General features: G+C 63.0%; 15 protein-coding genes and 1 pseudogene. 11 read left to right on the forward strand and 5 right to left on the reverse strand.

What is annotated here, in order from left to right; genetic code table 11:
- Together FAS41_RS01965 and xrtQ are read left to right on the forward strand one after the other, a co-directional pair.
- A complete protein-coding gene (locus FAS41_RS01965) occupies positions 1–1,992 on the forward strand; it encodes a VIT and vWA domain-containing protein (RefSeq protein ID WP_138520014.1) in 1,992 nt (663 codons plus the stop codon).
- Positions 1,989–3,329, forward strand: a complete 1,341-nt coding sequence (gene xrtQ / locus FAS41_RS31030) for an exosortase Q (protein ID WP_218939095.1) — start codon at positions 1,989–1,991, stop codon at positions 3,327–3,329. The genes FAS41_RS01965 and xrtQ overlap by 4 nt, the downstream gene beginning before the upstream one ends.
- On the opposite strand, the gene FAS41_RS01975 is transcribed toward xrtQ, so the two are convergent.
- Positions 3,326–3,880, reverse strand: a complete 555-nt coding sequence (locus FAS41_RS01975) for a DNA-3-methyladenine glycosylase I (RefSeq protein WP_138520015.1) — start codon at positions 3,878–3,880, stop codon at positions 3,326–3,328. The two genes, xrtQ and FAS41_RS01975, sit on opposite strands and share 4 nt — an antisense overlap.
- Before the next feature lie 188 nt (positions 3,881–4,068).
- Here FAS41_RS01975 and glyQ point away from each other — a divergent pair, with 188 nt between their 5' ends.
- The 4 genes from glyQ (at position 4,069) to FAS41_RS01995 (ending at position 8,482) form a co-directional block, all read left to right on the forward strand.
- The gene (gene glyQ / locus FAS41_RS01980; RefSeq protein WP_081518980.1) at positions 4,069–5,016 is read left to right on the forward strand and encodes a glycine--tRNA ligase subunit alpha; all 948 of its coding nucleotides are present in this window, start codon (positions 4,069–4,071) and stop codon (positions 5,014–5,016) included.
- Positions 5,016–7,070: a glycine--tRNA ligase subunit beta gene (gene glyS, locus FAS41_RS01985; protein ID WP_138520016.1), complete on the forward strand. Its 2,055-nt coding sequence runs from the start codon at positions 5,016–5,018 to the stop codon at positions 7,068–7,070. The genes glyQ and glyS overlap by 1 nt, the downstream gene beginning before the upstream one ends.
- A 94-nt stretch (positions 7,071–7,164) precedes the next feature.
- Positions 7,165–7,695: a D-glycero-beta-D-manno-heptose 1,7-bisphosphate 7-phosphatase gene (gene gmhB, locus FAS41_RS01990; protein ID WP_138520017.1), complete on the forward strand. Its 531-nt coding sequence runs from the start codon at positions 7,165–7,167 to the stop codon at positions 7,693–7,695.
- Between the two features lie 13 nt (positions 7,696–7,708).
- A complete protein-coding gene (locus tag FAS41_RS01995) occupies positions 7,709–8,482 on the forward strand; it encodes a lysophospholipid acyltransferase family protein (RefSeq protein ID WP_138520018.1) in 774 nt (257 codons plus the stop codon).
- Between the two features lie 70 nt (positions 8,483–8,552).
- Here FAS41_RS01995 and gyrB read toward each other — a convergent pair whose 3' ends face one another.
- The 4 genes and pseudogenes from gyrB to dnaA all read right to left on the reverse strand — a co-directional run bounded on the left by gyrB (position 8,553) and on the right by dnaA (position 14,751).
- Positions 8,553–10,970, reverse strand: a complete 2,418-nt coding sequence (gyrB, locus tag FAS41_RS02000) for a DNA topoisomerase (ATP-hydrolyzing) subunit B (RefSeq protein WP_138520019.1) — start codon at positions 10,968–10,970, stop codon at positions 8,553–8,555.
- Positions 10,971–10,973: 3 nt separating this feature from the next.
- Positions 10,974–12,076, reverse strand: a pseudogene (gene recF / locus FAS41_RS02005) (DNA replication/repair protein RecF).
- A gap of 9 nt (positions 12,077–12,085) precedes the next feature.
- On the reverse strand, positions 12,086–13,192 hold the full coding sequence (gene dnaN / locus FAS41_RS02010) for a DNA polymerase III subunit beta (protein ID WP_017518853.1): 1,107 nt from the start codon (positions 13,190–13,192) through the stop codon (positions 12,086–12,088).
- A gap of 29 nt (positions 13,193–13,221) precedes the next feature.
- A complete protein-coding gene (dnaA, locus tag FAS41_RS02015; RefSeq protein WP_138520021.1) occupies positions 13,222–14,751 on the reverse strand; it encodes a chromosomal replication initiator protein DnaA in 1,530 nt (509 codons plus the stop codon).
- 520 nt (positions 14,752–15,271) lie between these two features.
- Here dnaA and rpmH point away from each other — a divergent pair.
- The 5 genes from rpmH to mnmE all read left to right on the forward strand — a co-directional run bounded on the left by rpmH (position 15,272) and on the right by mnmE (position 19,294).
- Entirely contained in the window at positions 15,272–15,406 is a 135-nt protein-coding gene (rpmH, locus tag FAS41_RS02020) for a 50S ribosomal protein L34 (protein WP_003100258.1), read from the forward strand.
- 14 nt (positions 15,407–15,420) lie between these two features.
- On the forward strand, positions 15,421–15,828 hold the full coding sequence (rnpA, locus tag FAS41_RS02025; RefSeq protein ID WP_081518987.1) for a ribonuclease P protein component: 408 nt from the start codon (positions 15,421–15,423) through the stop codon (positions 15,826–15,828).
- Positions 15,821–16,069: a membrane protein insertion efficiency factor YidD gene (yidD, locus tag FAS41_RS02030; protein ID WP_015479779.1), complete on the forward strand. Its 249-nt coding sequence runs from the start codon at positions 15,821–15,823 to the stop codon at positions 16,067–16,069. Before rnpA ends, yidD begins: the two co-directional genes overlap by 8 nt.
- A 2-nt stretch (positions 16,070–16,071) precedes the next feature.
- Positions 16,072–17,820, forward strand: a complete 1,749-nt coding sequence (gene yidC, locus FAS41_RS02035) for a membrane protein insertase YidC (protein WP_138520022.1) — start codon at positions 16,072–16,074, stop codon at positions 17,818–17,820.
- A 106-nt stretch (positions 17,821–17,926) separates the two neighbouring features.
- A complete protein-coding gene (gene mnmE, locus FAS41_RS02040) occupies positions 17,927–19,294 on the forward strand; it encodes a tRNA uridine-5-carboxymethylaminomethyl(34) synthesis GTPase MnmE (protein WP_138520023.1) in 1,368 nt (455 codons plus the stop codon).
- Positions 19,295–19,503 lie beyond the last annotated feature (209 nt).

Genomic DNA, 19,503 nt, shown 5'->3' on the forward strand with positions numbered 1-19,503 from the left:
ATGCGTACCCCAACCTTCCTTGCACGGCTGTGCTGGCTGCTGATGGCGATGAGTGCCAGCCTGGCGGCGCTGGCCGCCGACAACAGCTCTTCCAGCGACAGCAGCTCCAGCCCGTATTTCTTCGTCGAAAACGCCGATCCGGCCGTCGATGCGCTGCCGCTCAAGGCAACCCGTGTGGATGCCCGTGTGCTGGGCAACATCGCCGAAGTCACGGTGACCCAGGAATACCGCAACCAGGGCAAGACGCCGCTGGAGGCGCGCTACGTTTTCCCCGCTTCGACCCGTGCCGCCGTCCACGGCATGACCGTGCACCTGGGAGACAGGGTGATCCAGGCGCAGATCCGCGAGAAGCAGAAGGCCAAGGCCGAGTACCAGCAGGCCAGGCAGGACGGCAAGACCGCCGCGCTGCTGGAGCAGGAGCGCGAGAACGTGTTCCAGATGAACGTCGCCAACATCCTCCCCGGCGACGTGGTGCAGGTGGAGCTGCGCTACAGCGAGCTACTGGTGCCCACCGACGGTCACTTTCAGTTTGTCTTCCCCACGGTGGTCGGGCCGCGCTACAACGGTCGCGATGAATCCGGCAGCGGCCAGCAGCAGTGGATCGAGTCGCCGTACCTGCCGACAGGGCAGCCTTCAGCCACGAAGTTCGCCCTGCAGGTCGAACTGCTGGCGCCGGTGCAAATCGGCGAGATCACCTCGCCCTCCCATCGCCTGGTTATCCAGCGAGATGGCCAGCGCGCCACCGCTCGCGTAGCGGCCGACGATGACACCGCCAGCAACCGCGATTTCATTCTCGACTACCAACTCGGTGGAGAGGCCGTTCAAAGCGGCCTGCTGCTGTCACGCGGCGTGCAGGAGAACTTCTTCCTCGCCATGGTCGCGCCCCCACGGGCACCGGATGCCCGACTCATCGTCCCGCGCGACTACGTCTTCGTGGTGGACGTCTCCGGCTCCATGAATGGCTTCCCCCTGGACACCACCAAGACCTTACTGCGCGACCTGATCGGCCGGCTGCGCCCCAGCGATACTTTCAACCTGCTGCTGTTCGCCGGCGACAATCGCAAGCTGGCCGACCGTTCGCTGGCTGCTACCCCGGAGAACACCCGCCTTGCCATCGACCTGCTGGACAGCCAGGTCGGCGCCGGTGGCACCGAGCTGATGCCCGCCCTGCGCGAGGCGCTGGCGATGCCGACCGACCCGGAGCGCTCGCGCAGCTTCGTGGTGGTCACCGACGGCTATGTCACCATCGAGAGCAGCGCCTACAAACTGGTGCGCGAAAACCTGAGCAAGGCCAACCTGTTCGCCTTCGGCATCGGCAGTGCGGTGAACCGCAGCCTGATCGAAGGCCTGGCGCGGGCGGGGCAGGGCGAGCCCTTCGTGGTGACCGACGACGAGGCGGCAGGCCAGGCGGCGCAGCGTTTCCGCCGGATGATCGACAGCCCCCTGCTCAAGGGCATCCACGCCCGCTTCGAAGGCCTCGATGTGTACGACGTGGAGCCGCTGCAACTGCCCGACCTGTTTGCCAATCGCCCGCTGGTGCTGTTCGGCAAGTGGAAGGGCGAGCCACGCGGTGAGCTGCGACTCGACGCCCACGCCGCCGAAGGCCCGTTCCAGGTACGACTGCCAATCAGCGCCGGCAACCTCACCGACAACAATGGTGCGCTCGCTCACCTGTGGGCACGCCAACGCCTCGCCACCCTGATGGACCAGGAAGCTCTCGACGGTGGCTTCGAGTTCAGCTCGCAGATCCTCGACCTCGGGCTGAAATATCAGCTGCTCACGCCCTATACCTCGTTCATCGCCGTCGACCAGCAGGTGCGCAATCCCGATCCCCAGGCGAACAGGACGGTCGATCAGCCACTGCCTATGCCCCAGGGCGTGAGCAACAGCGCCATCGGCAGTACCGTGCCGGGCACTCCGGAACCGGGGGTATGGGCCATGTTGCTGTTGGCCGCACTGAGTGGCTGGTTCTGGCGGAGGAAGGCCGCATGATCCGCCGTCTACCCGGCTGGAGCTGGGTGCTGTTTGCCGCACTGGCGGCCTGGCCCAGCTGGCTGTGGGCGGCGCGGCGCCTCGGTGATGGCTCGGATGACCCGCTGGGGATCATCGCTTTGGCAGCACTCGGCCTGTTGCTCTGGCGCGATCGCTCCAGCCTGCGCGCGCAACCTCGTCTGCGTTGGCTGTGCGTTGCAGCGCTTCTGTTGATCGCCGGGGCGTTATCCCAATCGATCCTCCCTCCGCTACTACGTGGACTGATCTCGGTACTGGCACTGCTGCTGGTAATCCTCAGCCTGCGCGCCCCCGGCCAGCCCTGGTTGGGCTGGCTGGGGCTAGGCGTGCTGTCGCTGCCACTGCTGTCTTCGCTGCAGTTCTTCGTCGGATATCCGCTACGAGTTGTCACCGCCGAGGTCAGCGCCTGGCTGTTGCGCCTGGGCAGCTGGTCGGTGGAACGGCAGGGCAGTGCACTGCTGGTGGACGGCCAGTGGGTGATGGTCGATGCGCCGTGCTCGGGTATCCAGATGGCCTGGGTCGGCTACTTCACCGCCTGCGCGCTGGCGGCCTGGCTGCGCTTGCCGGACCGCGCGCTGGCACGCCGCCTGCCGCTGGTGGGACTGCTGGTGCTGGGCGGCAACATCCTGCGCAACACGCTGCTGGTGTGGGGCGAGAGCGGGGCGAGCGGCTTTCCCGGCTGGGCCCACGAGACAGTCGGGCTGCTGGTATTCGTCGGCGTCTGCGGGATAATTTTCTGGGTGATAGGGCGGCGCGCTTTTGCGCTGTCAGCTTCGGTCGAAGCTGTGCGGCCTGACGCTTCGATGCGCTTCACCGGCGGCCTGCTTGGCGCCCTGCTGATGGCGACGCTCTGGCCTTTCGTGGCGCCGGTGACCACCGTGTCGGAGGCCGCTCGGGTCGCCCATGAATGGCCGCGGCAGTTCGAAGGTCGAACCTTGCGGCCGCTGGCGCTTTCGTCGGTGGAGCAGCGTTTCGCCGAGGACTTCCCCGGCCAACTCGGCCGCTTCACCGATGGCCAGCGCAGCATCGTGCTGCGCCAGGTGCTGCGGCCAACCCGCAAGTTGCACCCGGCGGAGGATTGCTTCCGCGCACTGGGGTATCGCATCGAGCAGACGCAATTGCGTCAGCGCGTCGGAGCACAGGGCCTGCAACGCTGCTTCGTGGTGACACGCGAGGGCATGCGACTGCAGGTCTGCGACTACATCGAGGACGCCGCCGGCCAGTCCTTCTCCGATACCTCGGCCTGGTACTGGTCGGCGCTGTCCGGCCGCTCCGCCGGACCATGGCTGTCGGTCACCCTGGCCAGCCCCCTGCCTTAGGCGCGGGCCAGCTGGGCGTAGCGGTCACAGTCGGTCGTGTGGTCCATGACCATGCCGGTGGCCTGCATGAAGGCGTAGCAGATAGTCGGGCCGACGAAGTTGAAGCCGGCCTTGCGCAGGGCCTTGCTCATGGCCTCGGCCTCGGGTGTCACCGCCGGAACATCGCCGCGGCCACTGAAGTGGTTGACCTTGGGCTGACCGCCGACAAAGGACCAGAGGAACGTCACCGGGTCCTCAAGCTTCAGCCAGGCCTGGGCGTTCTGCCGCGCCGCCTTGAGCTTGGCGAGGTTGCGGATGATGCCCGGGTCCTGCATGCGCTCCTCGATTTCCTCGTCGGTCATGCGTGCCAGGCGTTCCGGGTCGAAGCCGAACAGCACCTCACGGTAGCGTTCGCGCTTCTTCAGCACGGTGATCCACGACAGGCCAGCCTGGGCACCTTCGAGGATGATCATCTCGAACAGGGCGCGGGCGTCACGCTGCGGCACGCCCCATTCGGCATCGTGGTAGGCGATGTACAGCGGGTCGTCGTTACACCAGAAGCAGCGGGGCATGGCGGTCGTCCTGACAGGGAAAGTCCGACTATAGCCAAAACACTGTATGAAGATACAGCCATTCACATGATTTCCGACACATTCGTGATCTCCCGCCGGGCGCCTCTGCAGCGCTGTGAGGCCCAAGCTGCAAGCGTCTTGGGGTATACTGCCGGGTTTTAGTCGCATATCCAGCACAGGTGAAATTCGTGAGCCAGACTACGCCCGCCGTGCCCACCTTCCAGGACCTGATCCTCGCCCTGCAAAAATACTGGGCCGATCAGGGCTGTGTGGTGCTGCAGCCCTACGACATGGAAGTAGGCGCAGGCACCTTCCACACCGCCACCTTCCTCCGCGCCGTGGGCCCGGAAACCTGGAACGCGGCGTACGTGCAACCGAGCCGCCGTCCCACCGACGGTCGCTACGGCGAGAACCCCAACCGCCTGCAGCACTACTACCAGTTCCAGGTGGTCTTGAAGCCCAATCCGGAAAACTTCCAGGAACTGTACCTGGGCTCGCTGCAGGCCATCGGCATCGACCCGCTGGTGCACGACATTCGTTTCGTCGAGGACAACTGGGAATCGCCGACCCTCGGCGCCTGGGGCCTGGGCTGGGAAATCTGGCTGAACGGCATGGAAGTCACCCAGTTCACCTACTTCCAGCAGGTCGGCGGCATCGAGTGCTACCCGGTCACCGGTGAGATCACCTACGGCCTGGAACGCCTGGCCATGTACATCCAGGGTGTCGACTCGGTGTACGACCTGGTCTGGGCTGACGGCCCGTTCGGCAAGGTCACCTATGGCGATGTGTTCCACCAGAACGAAGTGGAGCAGTCGACCTACAACTTCGAACACGCCAACGTCGAGAAACTCTTCGAGCTGTTCGACTTCTACGAAAGCGAAGCCAATCGTCTGATCGAGCTGCAACTGCCGCTGCCGACCTACGAGATGGTCCTCAAGGCCTCGCACACCTTCAACCTGCTGGACGCCCGCCGCGCCATCTCGGTGACCGAGCGTCAGCGCTACATCCTGCGCGTACGCACCCTGGCCCGCGCGGTGGCGCAGAGCTACCTGCAGGCCCGCGCCCGCCTCGGCTTCCCGATGGCCACCCCCGCACTGCGTGACGAAGTACTGGCCAAGCTGAAGGAGGCCGAATAATGAGCGCGAAGGATTTCCTCGTCGAACTGGGCACCGAAGAGCTGCCTCCCAAGGCGCTGAAAAGCCTCGGTGAAGCCTTCCTGGCCGGCATCGAGAAGGGCCTCAAAGCCGCTGGCCTGACCTACGCCGCCGCACGCTGCTACGCCGCGCCGCGCCGCCTGGCCGTGCAGATCGACCAGCTCGCCGTGCAACAGCCGGACCGCACCGTGAACCTCGACGGCCCGCCGCTGCAGGCTGCCTTCGACGCCAGCGGTAACCCGACCCAGGCCGCCCTGGGCTTCGCCAAGAAATGCGGCGTGGACCTGGAGCAGATCGACAAGAGCGGCCCGAAACTCAAGTTCAGCCAGAGCATCGCCGGCCAGCCGGCCGTAGGCCTGCTGCCAGGGATCGTCGAGGCCTCGCTGAACGAGCTGCCGATTCCCAAGCGCATGCGCTGGGCGGCACGCCGCGAAGAGTTCGTGCGTCCGACCCAGTGGCTGGTGATGCTGTTCGGCGACGACGTCGTCGACTGCGAGATTCTCACCAAGAAGGCCGGTCGCGAATCCCGTGGCCACCGCTTCCACAACCCGGCCAACGTGCGCATCTCGGCACCGGCCAACTACCTGGAAGACCTGCGCAGCGCCCACGTGCTGGCCGACTTCGCCGAGCGCCGGGAGATCATCTCCAAGCGCGTCGCCGAACTGGCTGCCGAGCAGAAGGGCAGTGCCATTGTCCCGGCCGACCTACTGGACGAAGTGACCGCGCTGGTCGAATGGCCGGTACCGCTGGTGTGCTCCTTCGAGGAGCGTTTCCTCGCCGTGCCACAGGAAGCCCTGATCACCACCATGCAGGACAACCAGAAGTACTTCTGCCTGCTGGACGCCAACGGCAAACTGCTGCCGCGTTTCATCACCGTGGCCAACGTCGAGAGCAAGGCACCGGAACACATCGTCTCCGGTAACGAGAAGGTCGTACGTCCGCGCCTGACCGACGCCGAGTTCTTCTTCAAGCAGGACCAGAAGCAGCCGCTGGAAGCCTTCAACGCCCGCCTGAAGAACGTGGTGTTCCAGGCCCAGCTCGGCACTGTCTACGAGAAAGCCGAACGCGTCTCCAAACTGGCCGCCTACATCGCCGAACGCATCGGTGGTGATGCGACCAACGCGGCCCGTGCCGGCATCCTCTCCAAGTGCGACCTGGCCACCGAGATGGTCGGCGAGTTCCCGGAGATGCAGGGCATCGCCGGTTACTACTACGCCACCGCGGGTGGCGAGGCCAAGGACGTCGCCCTGGCGCTGAACGAGCAGTACATGCCACGCGGCGCTGGCGCCGAACTGCCGAGCACCCTGACCGGTGCGGCGGTGGCCGTGGCCGACAAGCTCGACACCCTGGTCGGCATCTTCGGCATCGGCATGCTCCCCACGGGCAGCAAGGACCCGTACGCCCTGCGCCGTGCCGCCCTGGGTGTGCTGCGTATCCTCATCGAGAAGCAGCTGGACCTGGACCTGGTCGACGCCATCGGCGTGGCCGTGGCCCAGTACGGCGACAAGGTGAAGGCCGAAGGTCTGTCCGAACAGGTGCAGGACTTCGTCTTCGACCGCCTGCGCGCCCGCTATGAGGACGAGGGCGTCAACGTCGCCGTGTACCAGGCCGTACGTGCGCTCAAGCCGACCGCGCCGCTGGACTTCGATCAGCGCGTGCAGGCCGTCCAGGCCTTCCGTCAGCTGCCGGAAGCCGAAGCCCTGGCCGCCGCCAACAAGCGCGTGTCGAACATCCTGGCCAAGGCCGAGGGCGAAGTGCCCGCGAGCGTCAATGCCAGCCTGTTCGCCGAGACCGCCGAGAAGGCCCTTGGCAGCGCCGTAGCGGCAGCCGAAGGCGAAGTGGCTCCGCTGGCCGCGGCTCGCGACTATCGATCCGCCCTGGCCCGCCTGGCGGCCCTGCGTGCGCCGGTGGATGCCTTCTTCGAGGAAGTCCTGGTGAATGCCGACGACAACGCCGTGAAGGCCAATCGCTACGCGCTGCTGGCGAAGCTGCGTGGGCTGTTCCTCGGCGTCGCCGACATCTCGCTGCTGGGTTGATGCCCGCCTGAAAGCCGGGAGTTCGCAACGGTTCGCCGTGACGAACTCCCGGCTTTTTCATTTCCGACTTTCGAAGCGCGTGACCTATCCCAGCATGAAGCTACTGATCCTCGACCGCGACGGTGTCATCAACCAGGACTCCGACGCCTACATTAAATCCCTCGACGAGTGGATTCCGATCCCCAGCGCGATCACTGCCATCGCTCGCCTGAGCAAGGCCGGCTGGACCGTGGCCGTGGCCACCAACCAGTCGGGCATTGCCCGCGGCTATTACGACCTGGCCACCCTGGAGAGCATGCACCAGCGCCTGCGCGAGCTGGTGGAAGAGCAGGGCGGTGAACTCGGCCTGGTCGTGTACTGCCCCCATGGTCCCGACGAGGGCTGCGACTGCCGCAAGCCGAAACCCGGTATGCTGCTGCAGATTGCCCACCACTACAGCGCGGATTTACGCGGCATCTGGTTCGTGGGTGACAGCCGGGGTGACCTGGACGCCGCGCTGGCCGTCGATTGTCAGCCAGTGTTGGTAAAGACCGGCAAAGGCGAGCGAACCCTGACCAAGCCGTTGCCCGAAGGCACGCTGGTATTCGACGACCTGGCGGCAGTAGCCGACCAACTTCTTTCCTGAGGACCCATCCCCCATGTCGATAGTGCAGGCCATCAGAACCGTACTTTTCTACCTGCTGCTGTCGTCCAGCGCCTTCGTCTGGGGTACCCTCAGCCTGCTCATTGCCCCCTTCCTGCCCTACCGCGCGCGCTACCGTTTCATTGCCCAGGCCTGGTGCAAATTCGCCGTCTGGCTCGCCAGCTGGATGGTTGGCGTGCGCTACGAACTCAAAGGCGTGGAGAACATCCCCGACCAGCCCTGCGTGATCCTCGCCAAACACCAGAGCACCTGGGAGACCTTCTTCCTCACCGGCTACTTCGAGCCGCTGGCGCTGGTACTCAAACGCGAGCTGCTGTTCGTGCCCTTTTTCGGCTGGGCCATGGCGCTGCTCAAGCCCATCGCCATCAACCGCGAGCAGCCCAAGGTGGCCCTCAAGCAGATCGCCAAGCAGGGCGATGAGTGTCTCAAGAAGGGCGCCTGGGTACTGATCTTCCCGGAAGGCACCCGCGTTCCCACCGGCCAGATCGGCAAGTTCTCCCGCGGCGGCGCCTCTCTGGCGGTCAACGCCAACCTCCCGGTGCTGCCGATCGCCCACAACGCCGGGCACTGCTGGCCGAAGAACGGCTGGGCGAAGTACCCCGGTACCATCCAGGTGGTGATTGGCCCGGCGATGTACGCTGAAGGGGAGGGCGCACGCGCCATCACCGAGCTCAACCAGCGAGCCGAGAACTGGGTCATCCAGACCCTGCGCGATATGGGTGAGCTGTCGGCAGATTCGGCGCCTCAGGCGGTGGCCGAAGCCTCCTGATACTTTCCTCGAGCAAAAGAAAAGGGCCCCGAAGGGCCCTTTCTTTTTGCCTGGCTAAACCTGAAAAGCATCAGACGTCCAGGTTGGACACCGCCAGGGCGTTGCTTTCGATGAAGTCGCGGCGCGGCTCCACGGCATCGCCCATCAGGGTGTTGAACAGCTGGTCGGCAGCGATGGCATCCTCGATGGTAACCTTCAGCATGCGGCGCACGTTCGGGTCCATGGTGGTTTCCCACAGCTGATCCGGGTTCATCTCGCCCAGCCCCTTGTATCGCTGGATGCTGTGGCGCTTGGTGCCTTCGGTCATCAGCCAGTCCAGGGCTTCCTTGAAGCTGCTGACGTTCTTCTTGCGCTCGCCCTTCTGCACGTAGGCGCCCTCTTCCAGCAGGCTGTTCAGCTTGCTGCCCAGCTCGGTCACCGCGCGGTAATCGTTGCTGGCGAAGAAATCACGGTTGAAGGTGACGTAGTTCGACAGACCGTGGGCCACCATCTCGACTTCCGGCAGCCACAGGTGACGCTCGCGGTCCTCGCGCAGGCTGACCTTGTAGGTCAGGCCGGACTTCTCGACAGCCTTCAGGCGCGCCTGGAACTGCTCGATCCAGGCCTGCATGGTGGCCTCGTCACCCAGCTTTTCCGCCTCGATGCGCGGCAGATAGATGAAGTGCTCAGTCAGGTCCTGCGGGTACAGACGGGACAGGCGGGAGAGGGTGCGCATGACACCGCGGTACTCGTTGACCAGCTTCTCCAGCGCCTCACCGGACAGGCCCGGGGCACTTTCATTGACGTGGACGCTGGCTTCCTCAAGGGCAGACTGGGTCATGTATTCCTCCATGGCCACGTCGTCCTTGATGTACTGCTCCTGCTTGCCACGCTTCACCTTGTACAGCGGCGGCTGAGCGATGTAGATGTAGCCGCGCTCGACCAGCTCCGGCAGCTGACGGAAGAAGAAGGTCAGCAGCAGGGTGCGGATGTGCGAACCGTCGACGTCAGCATCGGTCATGATGATGATGTTGTGGTAACGCAGCTTGTCGATGTTGTACTCCTCGCGCCCGATACCGCAGCCCAGCGCGGTGATCAGCGTGCCAACCTCCTGGGAGGACAGCATCTTGTCGAAGCGAGCTTTCTCGACGTTGAGGATCTTGCCCTTGAGCGGCAGGATCGCCTGGGTCTTGCGGTTACGGCCCTGCTTCGCAGAACCGCCCGCGGAGTCACCTTCCACGATGTACAGTTCGGAGAGGGCGGGGTCCTTCTCCTGGCAGTCGGCAAGCTTGCCCGGCAGGCCAGCGATGTCCAGCGCGCCCTTGCGGCGGGTCATCTCGCGAGCCTTGCGCGCAGCCTCACGAGCACGAGCGGCGTCGATCATCTTGCCGACCACGGCCTTGGCCTCGTTCGGGTTCTCCAGCAGGAAGTCGGCGAAGTACTTGCCCATCTCCTGTTCCACGGCGGTCTTCACCTCCGAGGAAACCAGCTTGTCCTTGGTCTGCGAGCTGAACTTCGGATCCGGCACCTTGACCGAAATGATCGCGGTCAGACCTTCACGGGCGTCGTCGCCGGTGGTAGCGATCTTGAACTTCTTCGCCAGGCCTTCCTGTTCGATGTAGTTGTTCAGGTGGCGGGTGAGGGCGGAGCGGAAGCCCGCCAGGTGGGTGCCCCCGTCGCGCTGGGGAATGTTGTTGGTGAAGCAGAGGATATTCTCGTTGAAGCTGTCGTTCCACTGCAGGGCGACTTCTACACCGACGCCATCTTCTTCGCGCTGGCAGTTGAAGTGGAAGACCTGGTTCACCGCGGTCTTGTTGGTGTTCAGGTACTCGACGAAGGCACGCAGGCCACCCTCGTATTTGAACAGCTCTTCCTTGCCAGCACGCTCGTCACGCAGGACGATGCCGACGCCGGAGTTCAGGAACGACAGCTCGCGGATCCGCTTGGCCAGGATGTCCCAGCTGAAATGGATGTTATGGAAGGTTTCCGGGGACGGTTTGAAGTGCACCTCGGTTCCCGAGCCTTCGGTATCGCCTACCGGTCGCAGCGGGAACTGCGGGACGCCGTGATGGTAGACCTGCTCCCAGACTTTGCCTTCGCGGCGAATGGTCAGGCGCAGCTCGTGGGAGAGGGCGTTCACCACCGACACACCCACGCCGTGCAGACCGCCGGAGACCTTGTAGCTGTTGTCGTCGAACTTACCGCCGGCGTGGAGGACGGTCATGATGACCTCGGCCGCGGAGACCCCTTCTTCCTTGTGGATATCCACTGGGATGCCGCGACCGTTGTCGCGCACGGTGATGGATTCATCGGTGTGAATGGTGATGCTGATCTCGCTGCAGTAGCCCGCCAGCGCTTCGTCGATCGAGTTGTCCACGACCTCGAAGACCATGTGGTGCAGGCCAGTGCCGTCGTCGGTATCACCGATGTACATGCCCGGACGCTTACGTACGGCGTCCAGCCCCTTCAGTACCTTGATACTGGAAGAGTCGTAGGTGTTCTCGCTCATTCTTCACTCCCGATGGTAGTGTCCTGAGAGACGCGCCCATGTTCCACGTGGAACATCGACACCGGCGTTTCCGTTTGCCAGCCGTCTTTCAATAAGTGCGGGTCGACGCAGGTGATGAATACCTGGCAACCCAGATCTTCGAGAAGTCGGCACAAAGACAACCGATGCTTCTCATCCAGTTCGGAGGGGAGGTCATCCACCAGGTAGACGCATTGCCCGCGCTTGGCCTGGTTGATCAAGTGCCCCTGGGCGATCCGCAACGCGCAGACCACCAGCTTCTGTTGGCCACGTGAAAGAATCTCCGCGGCATTGTGTCCCCCCAGACGGATTCTCAGGTCCGCCCGTTGCGGTCCCGCCTGGGTGTGTCCCATCTGCTGATCGCGCAGCAAGCTGGATGACAGCACTTCGCTCAGGTCGCGCTCCTTGTCCCATCCCCGGTAGTAGCTGAGCGTCAGATCATCGATCTGAATCAGCTCGGCCAGAGTCTTCTCAAACTGGGGCTTGAGAGCCTGGATATAGGACCTCCGATACGCGTCGATTTCGTCGCTCGCCGCGCACAATTCGCGGTCCCAAGCAGCCTGCGAAGCACCGTCCAGTTTACCATGTCGGAGCCACGAGTTCCGCTGCCTCAGGGCCTTCTGCAGTCTTTGCCAAGCGACCATGAAGCGTTGTTCCACGTGGAACACTCCCCAGTCGAGGAACTGCCGGCGAATCTTCGGCGCACCTTCCAGCAAGCGAAAACTATCCGGGTTGATCAACTGAAGCGGCAAGGTCTCGGCCAACTGAGCAGCGCTGCGTGCATTCTGACCATCGATACGAATCTGGAACTCGCCTTGGCGATCACGTGATACCCCCAGGCTGCTATCAAAGCCATTACCCAGGCGTACCTGTCCGAAAACCGTGCAAGCCGGCTCTTCGTACTGGATGACAGGTTGCAGGCGCATGCTGCGGAAGGAGCGAGCAAGGCCGAGCAGGTAGATGGCTTCCAGCACGCTGGTCTTGCCGCTGCCGTTTTCGCCGTAGAGGATGTTGATGCGGGGGGAGGGGGAGAAGGTCACCGGGTGCAGATTACGCACCGCGGTGACCGAAAGGCGGCTAAGGGACATCGATACGCGTCAGAGGCGCATCGGCATGACGACGTAGGCAGAATCGTCGTTGTCCGCTTCCTGCAGCAGCGCACTGCTGTTGGAGTCGGAGAGGATCATGCGCACCTGCTCGGTACCCATGACACCCAGGACGTCCAGCAGATAGCTGACGTTGAAGCCGATCTCCAGGCTGCCGCCGTTGTAGTCGACCTGCACTTCTTCTTCCGCCTCTTCCTGTTCCGGGTTGTTCGCCTGGATTTTCAGGAGACCGTTGGAGAGCTGCAGACGAATACCGCGGTACTTTTCGTTGGACAGGATTGCGGTACGGCTGAAGGCTTCGCGCAGTACCTGTCGGTCACCCAACACCAGCTTGTCACCGCCCTTGGGCAGTACGCGCTCGTAATCCGGGAACTTGCCGTCCACCAGCTTGGAGGTGAAGGTGAACTCCCCAGTGGTCGCACGGATGTGATGCTGGCCGAGGACGATGGACACTTCGCCGTCCTGCTCGGTGAGCAGGCGAGCCAGCTCGAGAATGCCTTTACGCGGCACGATCACCTGGTGGCGATCCTGGGCTTCCGGCACGCCGTTGCTCAGCGAGCACATGGCCAGGCGGTGGCCATCGGTGGCCACGGCACGCAGGGTGCCGCCACCCACTTCCAGCAGCATGCCGTTCAGGTAGTAGCGAACATCCTGCTGCGCCATGGCGAAGCTGGTGCGATCGATCAGTCGACGCAGCTTGCTCTGCACCAGGCTGAAGGTCAGCGAGCCCGGCCCTTCTTCCACGGTGGGGAAGTCATTGGCCGGCAGGGTGGAAAGAGTGAAGCGACTGCGGCCGGCCTTCACCAGGAGCTTCTGCTCGTCGACGCGGATGTCAATCACGGCATCGCTGGGCAGGCTCTTGCAGATATCCATCAGCTTGCGCGCCGGCACGGTGATTTCACCCGGCTCAGCGGCATCTTCCAGAGTGACGCGACCTACCAGCTCGACTTCCAGGTCGGTGCCGGTCAGCGACAGTTGCTGGCCTTCGACGACCAGCAGGACGTTGGAAAGAACCGGCAGCGTCTGGCGGCGCTCGACAACGCCAGCGACCAGTTGCAGGGGTTTCAACAGAGCTTCGCGTTGAATAGTGAAATGCATGGTCTAGTCCCTTGCCTCGTGAGGCTGCGTCAGGTGGTCAGAGTACGCAGCAGGTTCTTGTAGTCCTCGCGGATATCCGCGTCGGATTCCTTGAGTTGAGCGATCTTACGACAGGCGTGCAGCACCGTGGTGTGATCCCGACCGCCGAAGGCCACGCCGATCTCCGGCAGGCTGTGGTTGGTCAGTTCCTTGGAGAGTGCCATGGCAACCTGACGCGGACGTGCCACCGAGCGCGAGCGGCGCTTGGACAACAGGTCGGCAATCTTGATCTTGTAGTACTCAGCGACGGTACGCTGGATGTTGTCGATGCTGACCAGCTTGTCCTGCAGGGCCAGCAGATCCTTCAACGACTCGCGGATCAGCTCGATGGTGATCGGCCGGCCCATGAAGTGGGAGTGGGCGATCACGCGCTTGAGCGCACCTTCAAGCTCACGCACGTTGGAGCGAATGCGCTGGGCAATGAAGAACGCGGCGTCGTGCGGCAGTTCGACCTTGGCCTGCTCGGCCTTTTTCATCAGGATCGCCACACGGGTTTCCAGCTCGGGCGGCTCCACGGCCACCGTCAAACCCCAGCCGAAGCGCGATTTCAGGCGCTCTTCGAGGCCTTCGATTTCCTTCGGGTAGCGGTCGCTGGTCAGGATGACCTGCTGACCGCCTTCGAGAAGGGCGTTGAAGGTGTGGAAGAACTCTTCCTGGGAACGCTCCTTGCGGGCGAAGAACTGGATATCGTCGATCAGCAGCGCATCCACCGAACGGTAGAAACGCTTGAACTCGTTGATGGCGTTCAGCTGCAGCGCCTTCACCATGTCGGCGACGAAGCGCTCCGAATGCAGGTACACGACCTTCGCATTGGGATTTTTCTTCAGCAGATGGTTACCCACAGCGTGCATCAGGTGGGTCTTGCCCAAGCCGACGCCACCATAAAGGAAGAGCGGGTTGTAGCCGTGCTTGAGGTTGTCCGCCACCTGCCAGGCGGCCGCGCGGGCCAGCTGGTTGGATTTACCTTCAACGAAGTTCTCGAAGGTGAAGGTGCGGTTGAGATAGCTGGTGTGCTTGAGCGCACCTTCTACCTGCACGTTGCGCTCAGTACGCACAGCCGCGGCCGGCATAGCCGCCGCCAGCGGATCGATCCCCGGGCTGGACTCGTCGAGATCGGCGATGGTCTGCACCGGCGCTGTCTGGACGGGCTGCGGCTCAGGCATGGAGAGAGCCACCGGCGCTGGCGCAACCACCGGCGCAGCTGCAGTGGCAACGGGAGCCGCCTGCACGCTCACCTGCGGTGTCGGGACCAGGGCCGGGCGCGGAGCGCGGCTACGGCGGCTGCCAATCAACAGCGAAATCGCCGGAATCTGGCCATTGCCACGTTCGCCCAGCAATTCGAGCAGACGCCCCATGTACTTCTCATTGACCCAGTCGAGTACGAAGCGGTTAGGTGCGTAGACGCGCAACTCCTCACCTTCTGCCTCGACCTGTAGAGGTCTGATCCAGGTGTTGAATTGCTGGGACGGCAGCTCGTCACGCAGAAGCTCCACGCACTGCTGCCAAAGTTCCACGGACACGGATATCCCCCAAAAGAAGTCGCAAAGCGAAACAGGCCGCTATTGTAGCCTCGCCGGACCAACTTATCCACAGTTAAGCACGCAGGGATGTAAGCAAAATCAAGGTGTTAATGATTTTACCGGCGGTCGGGTAATAGTGTCTTGAACCTTGTGGATAACAGCTTGATGGGGCAGGGGAAGACCCTGGTGATCGTTCTGTGGAAAAAATCCCTGTGGAAAAATCCCCATTCCATACCCAGCTTTCCAACTGGCCCCCCACAAGCAGCCCACGCCTTCCCGACAGGGTTATCATTTCCCCTGACCCGCTCATTCAAAGGCGCCTGACGACTTATGCACAGGCATCCGCCTGCATAAACATAATCATCGCTTCAATCTTTAAAAAAGAGATTTCCCTTCTTTCTATAGATTTTGTATCCGGGCCTGGTTGGAAATTGACCTGACCGCCCGATTTCACTAGAATCGCCGGTCTCTTTAAACGGGGTCACTGCGACCTCATGTCGTCAAACCCAGGTACCGAATCATGAAACGTACTTTCCAACCCAGCACCCTCAAGCGCGCTCGCGTGCACGGCTTCCGCGCTCGCATGGCCACCAAGAACGGTCGTCAGGTTCTGTCGCGTCGTCGCGCCAAGGGCCGCAAGCGTCTGACCGTCTGATTTGTCTGACACAGGTGGTGAGTCGAGATTTCAGCCGGGATAAGCGTCTTCTGACAGCCCGGCAATTCACAGCAGTCTTCGACTCCCCCACCTCCAAGGTTCCCGGCAAGCACATCCTGCTGCTGGCGCGCGAAAACGGTCTCGATCACCCCCGTCTGGGCCTGGTGATCGGCAAGAAGAACGTCAAGCTCGCCGTCGAGCGCAACCGCCTCAAACGCCTTCTCCGTGAATCCTTCCGCCATCACCAGCAAAAGCTGGCTGGCCTGGATATCGTGGTGATTGCGCGCAAAGGCCTTGGTGATCTGGAGAATGAAGAACTGCACCAGCAGTTCGGCAAGCTCTGGAAACGCCTGTTGCGCAACCGGCCCAGCCCGGAACCTTCGACAGAATCTCCGGGAGTGGCCGACAGTTCCCATGCGTAGACTGGCGCTGTTACTGATCCAGTTTTACCGCTACGCCATCAGTCCCATGATGGGCAGGCACTGTCGTTTCTACCCCAGCTGTTCCTGCTACGCGCAGGAAGCCATTGAAACCCATGGTTTCCTGCGTGGTGGCTGGCTGGCCGCTCGTCGCCTAGGCCGCTGCCACCCCTGGCATCCCGGTGGCTACGATCCGGTACCGCCAGATCCTTCCAAGCCCGCCCCTTCCTCGACGGCCGAGTAACCATGGACATCAAACGTTCAATCCTATTCGTCGCCCTGGCAATCGTGTCCTACGCGCTGGTTCTCCAGTGGAACAAGGACTACGGCCAGCCCGAACTGCCGGCGCAGACCGCGACCTTCAATCAGACTGAAGGCCTGCCGGACACTTCCGTGCCTGCCGGCAATGCGGCCAATGCCGACGTACCCACCACGCAGAACGCCCAGGCCAGCCTGCCCAATGAGCAGAAGCCGGCGGCAACCAGCGACCAGCTGATCCGCGTGAAGACCGATGTCCTGGACCTGACCATCGACCCGCGCGGCGGCGACGTGATCAAGCTCGGCCTGACCCAGTACCCGCTGCGCCAGGACCGCCCGGACGTGCCGTTCCCGCTGTTCGAGCGTGACAACCAGCGCACCTATCTGGCCCAGAGCGGCCTGACCGGCGCCAATGGTCCGGATGCCGCTGCCAGTGGTCGCCCGCTCTACGCCTCGGCCAAACCCGTCTACGAACTGGCCGACGGCCAGGACCAGATGGTCGTCGACCTGACTTATGCACAGGATGGCGTGAGCTACATCAAACGCTTCACCTTCCACCGCGGTCTGAAAAACGACTGCACCGAGAAGGAAAAGGCGCAGAAGAAGCTCGAGTGCATCAACCCCAATGCCTATCAGGTCGGCGTGACCTACCTGATCGACAACCAGAGCGACAAACCGTGGAACGCCTCGCTGTTCGCCCAGCTCAAGCGTGATGCCAGCGTCGACCCGTCCTCCACCACCGCTACCGGCGTATCGACCTACCTCGGCGCTGCGGTCTGGACCCCTGAAAAGCCCTACGTGAAAGTGTCCATGAAGGACATGGACAAGGAGCAGTTCAAGGAAACCGTCCAGGGTGGCTGGGTAGCCTGGCTGCAGCACTACTTCGTCACCGCCTGGGTTCCCGCCAAGGGCGATACCCACAGCGTGATGACCCGCAAGGACGCCCAGGGCAACTACATCGTCGGCTACACCGGTCCCAACCTGACCGTTGCACCGGGTGCCAAGGGCGAAACCAGCATGACCCTGTACGCCGGCCCGAAACTGCAGGCGTACTTGAAGGAGCTGTCTCCGGGCCTGGAACTGACCGTCGACTACGGTCCGCTGTGGTTCATCGCCCAGCCGATCTTCTGGCTGTTGCAACATATCCACAACCTGGTGGGTAACTGGGGCTGGTCGATCATCTTCCTGACCATCGTCATCAAACTGGCCTTCTTCCCGCTGTCCGCCGCCAGCTACCGTTCCATGGCCCGCATGCGCGCCGTGTCGCCGAAACTGGCAGCACTGAAGGAACAGCATGGCGACGATCGCCAGAAGATGTCCCAGGCGATGATGGAGCTGTACAAGAAGGAGAAGATCAATCCGCTGGGCGGCTGCCTGCCGATCCTGGTGCAGATGCCGGTCTTCCTTTCGCTGTACTGGGTACTGCTGGAAAGCGTCGAGATGCGCCAGGCTCCGTGGCTGGGCTGGATCGTCGACCTCTCGGTGAAGGATCCGTTCTTCATCCTGCCGATCATCATGGGCGCTACCATGCTGGTTCAGCAGATGCTCAACCCGACTCCGCCGGACCCCATGCAGGCCAAGGTGATGAAGCTGATGCCGATCATCTTCACCTTCTTCTTCCTGTGGTTCCCGGCTGGCCTGGTCCTCTACTGGGTTGTGAACAACTGCCTGTCCATCGCGCAGCAGTGGTACATTACCCGCCGGATCGAAGCGGCGACGAAGAAGGCTTCTGCCTGATACCGTCCCCGCAGACGATCGACAAGACGCCCCCTCGTGGGGCGTTTTGCTATGTGGATAACCTTGCTTCCCCGCGAGCCACGACAACCACCGCGAGACCGTCGCCATGAATGCAGCCCGTGAAACCATCGCCGCCGTCGCCACCGCCCAGGGTCGTGGCGGTGTAGGCATCGTCCGCGTCTCCGGTCCCCGTGCTCGCGCCATGGCCATCACCCTCAGCGGCCGCGAGCCACAACCGCGTTACGCCCACTACGGGCCGTTCCACGCCGACGACGGTGATGTCATCGACGAAGGCCTGCTGCTGTACTTCCCCGGCCCGAACTCCTTCACCGGCGAAGATGTGCTCGAACTGCAGGGGCATGGTGGGCCCGTGGTCATGGACATGCTGCTGCAGCGTTGCCTGGAGCTTGGCGCACGCCAGGCTCGCCCTGGCGAGTTCAGCGAACGCGCCTTCCTCAACGACAAGCTCGACCTGGCCCAGGCCGAAGCCATTGCCGACCTCATCGAAGCCAGCTCGGCCCAGGCCGCTCGCAACGCAGTCCGCTCGCTGCAGGGCGAGTTCTCGCGTCGTGTACATAGCCTGACTGACCAGTTGATCGGGCTGCGCATGTACGTCGAGGCTGCCATCGACTTCCCCGAAGAGGAAATTGACTTCCTCGCCGATGGCCATGTCCTTTCGCAGCTTGATGCGGTACGCGAGGAACTCGCTTCCGTACTGCGCGAAGCTGGTCAGGGCGCGCTGCTACGCGACGGTATGACCGTGGTCATTGCCGGGCGTCCCAACGCCGGCAAATCCAGCCTGCTGAACGCCCTCGCGGGGCGTGAAGCCGCCATCGTCACCGACATCGCCGGCACCACCCGTGATGTACTGCGCGAACATATCCACATCGACGGAATGCCACTGCATATCATCGATACCGCCGGCCTGCGCAGTACCGATGACCATGTGGAAAAGATAGGCGTGGAGCGCGCGCTGAAAGCCATCAACGAGGCGGATCGAGTCCTCCTGGTAGTCGACTCCACTGCGCCGGAGGCCAGCGATCCCTTCGCGCTGTGGCCTGAATTCCTCGACAGCCGACCCGACCCGGCACACGTGACGCTGATTCGCAACAAAGCGGATTTATCCACAGAGAACATCGGGCTGGAAGAAAGCGCTGACGGCCACGTCACGATCACTCTGTCCGCCCGTTCCGGCAATGGCCTGGACCTGCTGCGCGAACACCTCAAGGCCTGCATGGGCTTCGAACAGACCTCCGAGAGCAGCTTCAGCGCCCGCCGGCGTCATCTGGAGGCCCTGCGCCTGGCGGGAGACAGCCTCGAGCACGGACGCGCACAGCTCACCCTGAGCGGCGCGGGCGAGCTGCTCGCCGAAGACCTGCGGCAGGCCCAGCAAGCCTTGGGCGAGATTACCGGGGCCTTCACGCCGGACGACCTACTGGGACGCATCTTCTCCAGCTTCTGCATCGGCAAGTAATCCACAACACTGCTTTCCCCTACCGGTGACGGGTCTGTCTCGTCACCGCGCCGCCTGCTGTCCGGCATTCTTTGCTCTGTACAACTATCCACAGCCAGAATTTACACAAGATTCCCAATATACGCGGCCTACAGGCCATTAATCAGAGGCTCCACAGGCATTCTTGAACCCTGTGGAAAAGTCGCGTACAGCTAGGTTAACAACACCTG

The sequence above is a fragment of the Pseudomonas nicosulfuronedens genome (genome assembly GCF_005877905.1).
Taxonomy (GTDB): Bacteria; Pseudomonadota; Gammaproteobacteria; order Pseudomonadales; family Pseudomonadaceae; genus Pseudomonas; species Pseudomonas nicosulfuronedens.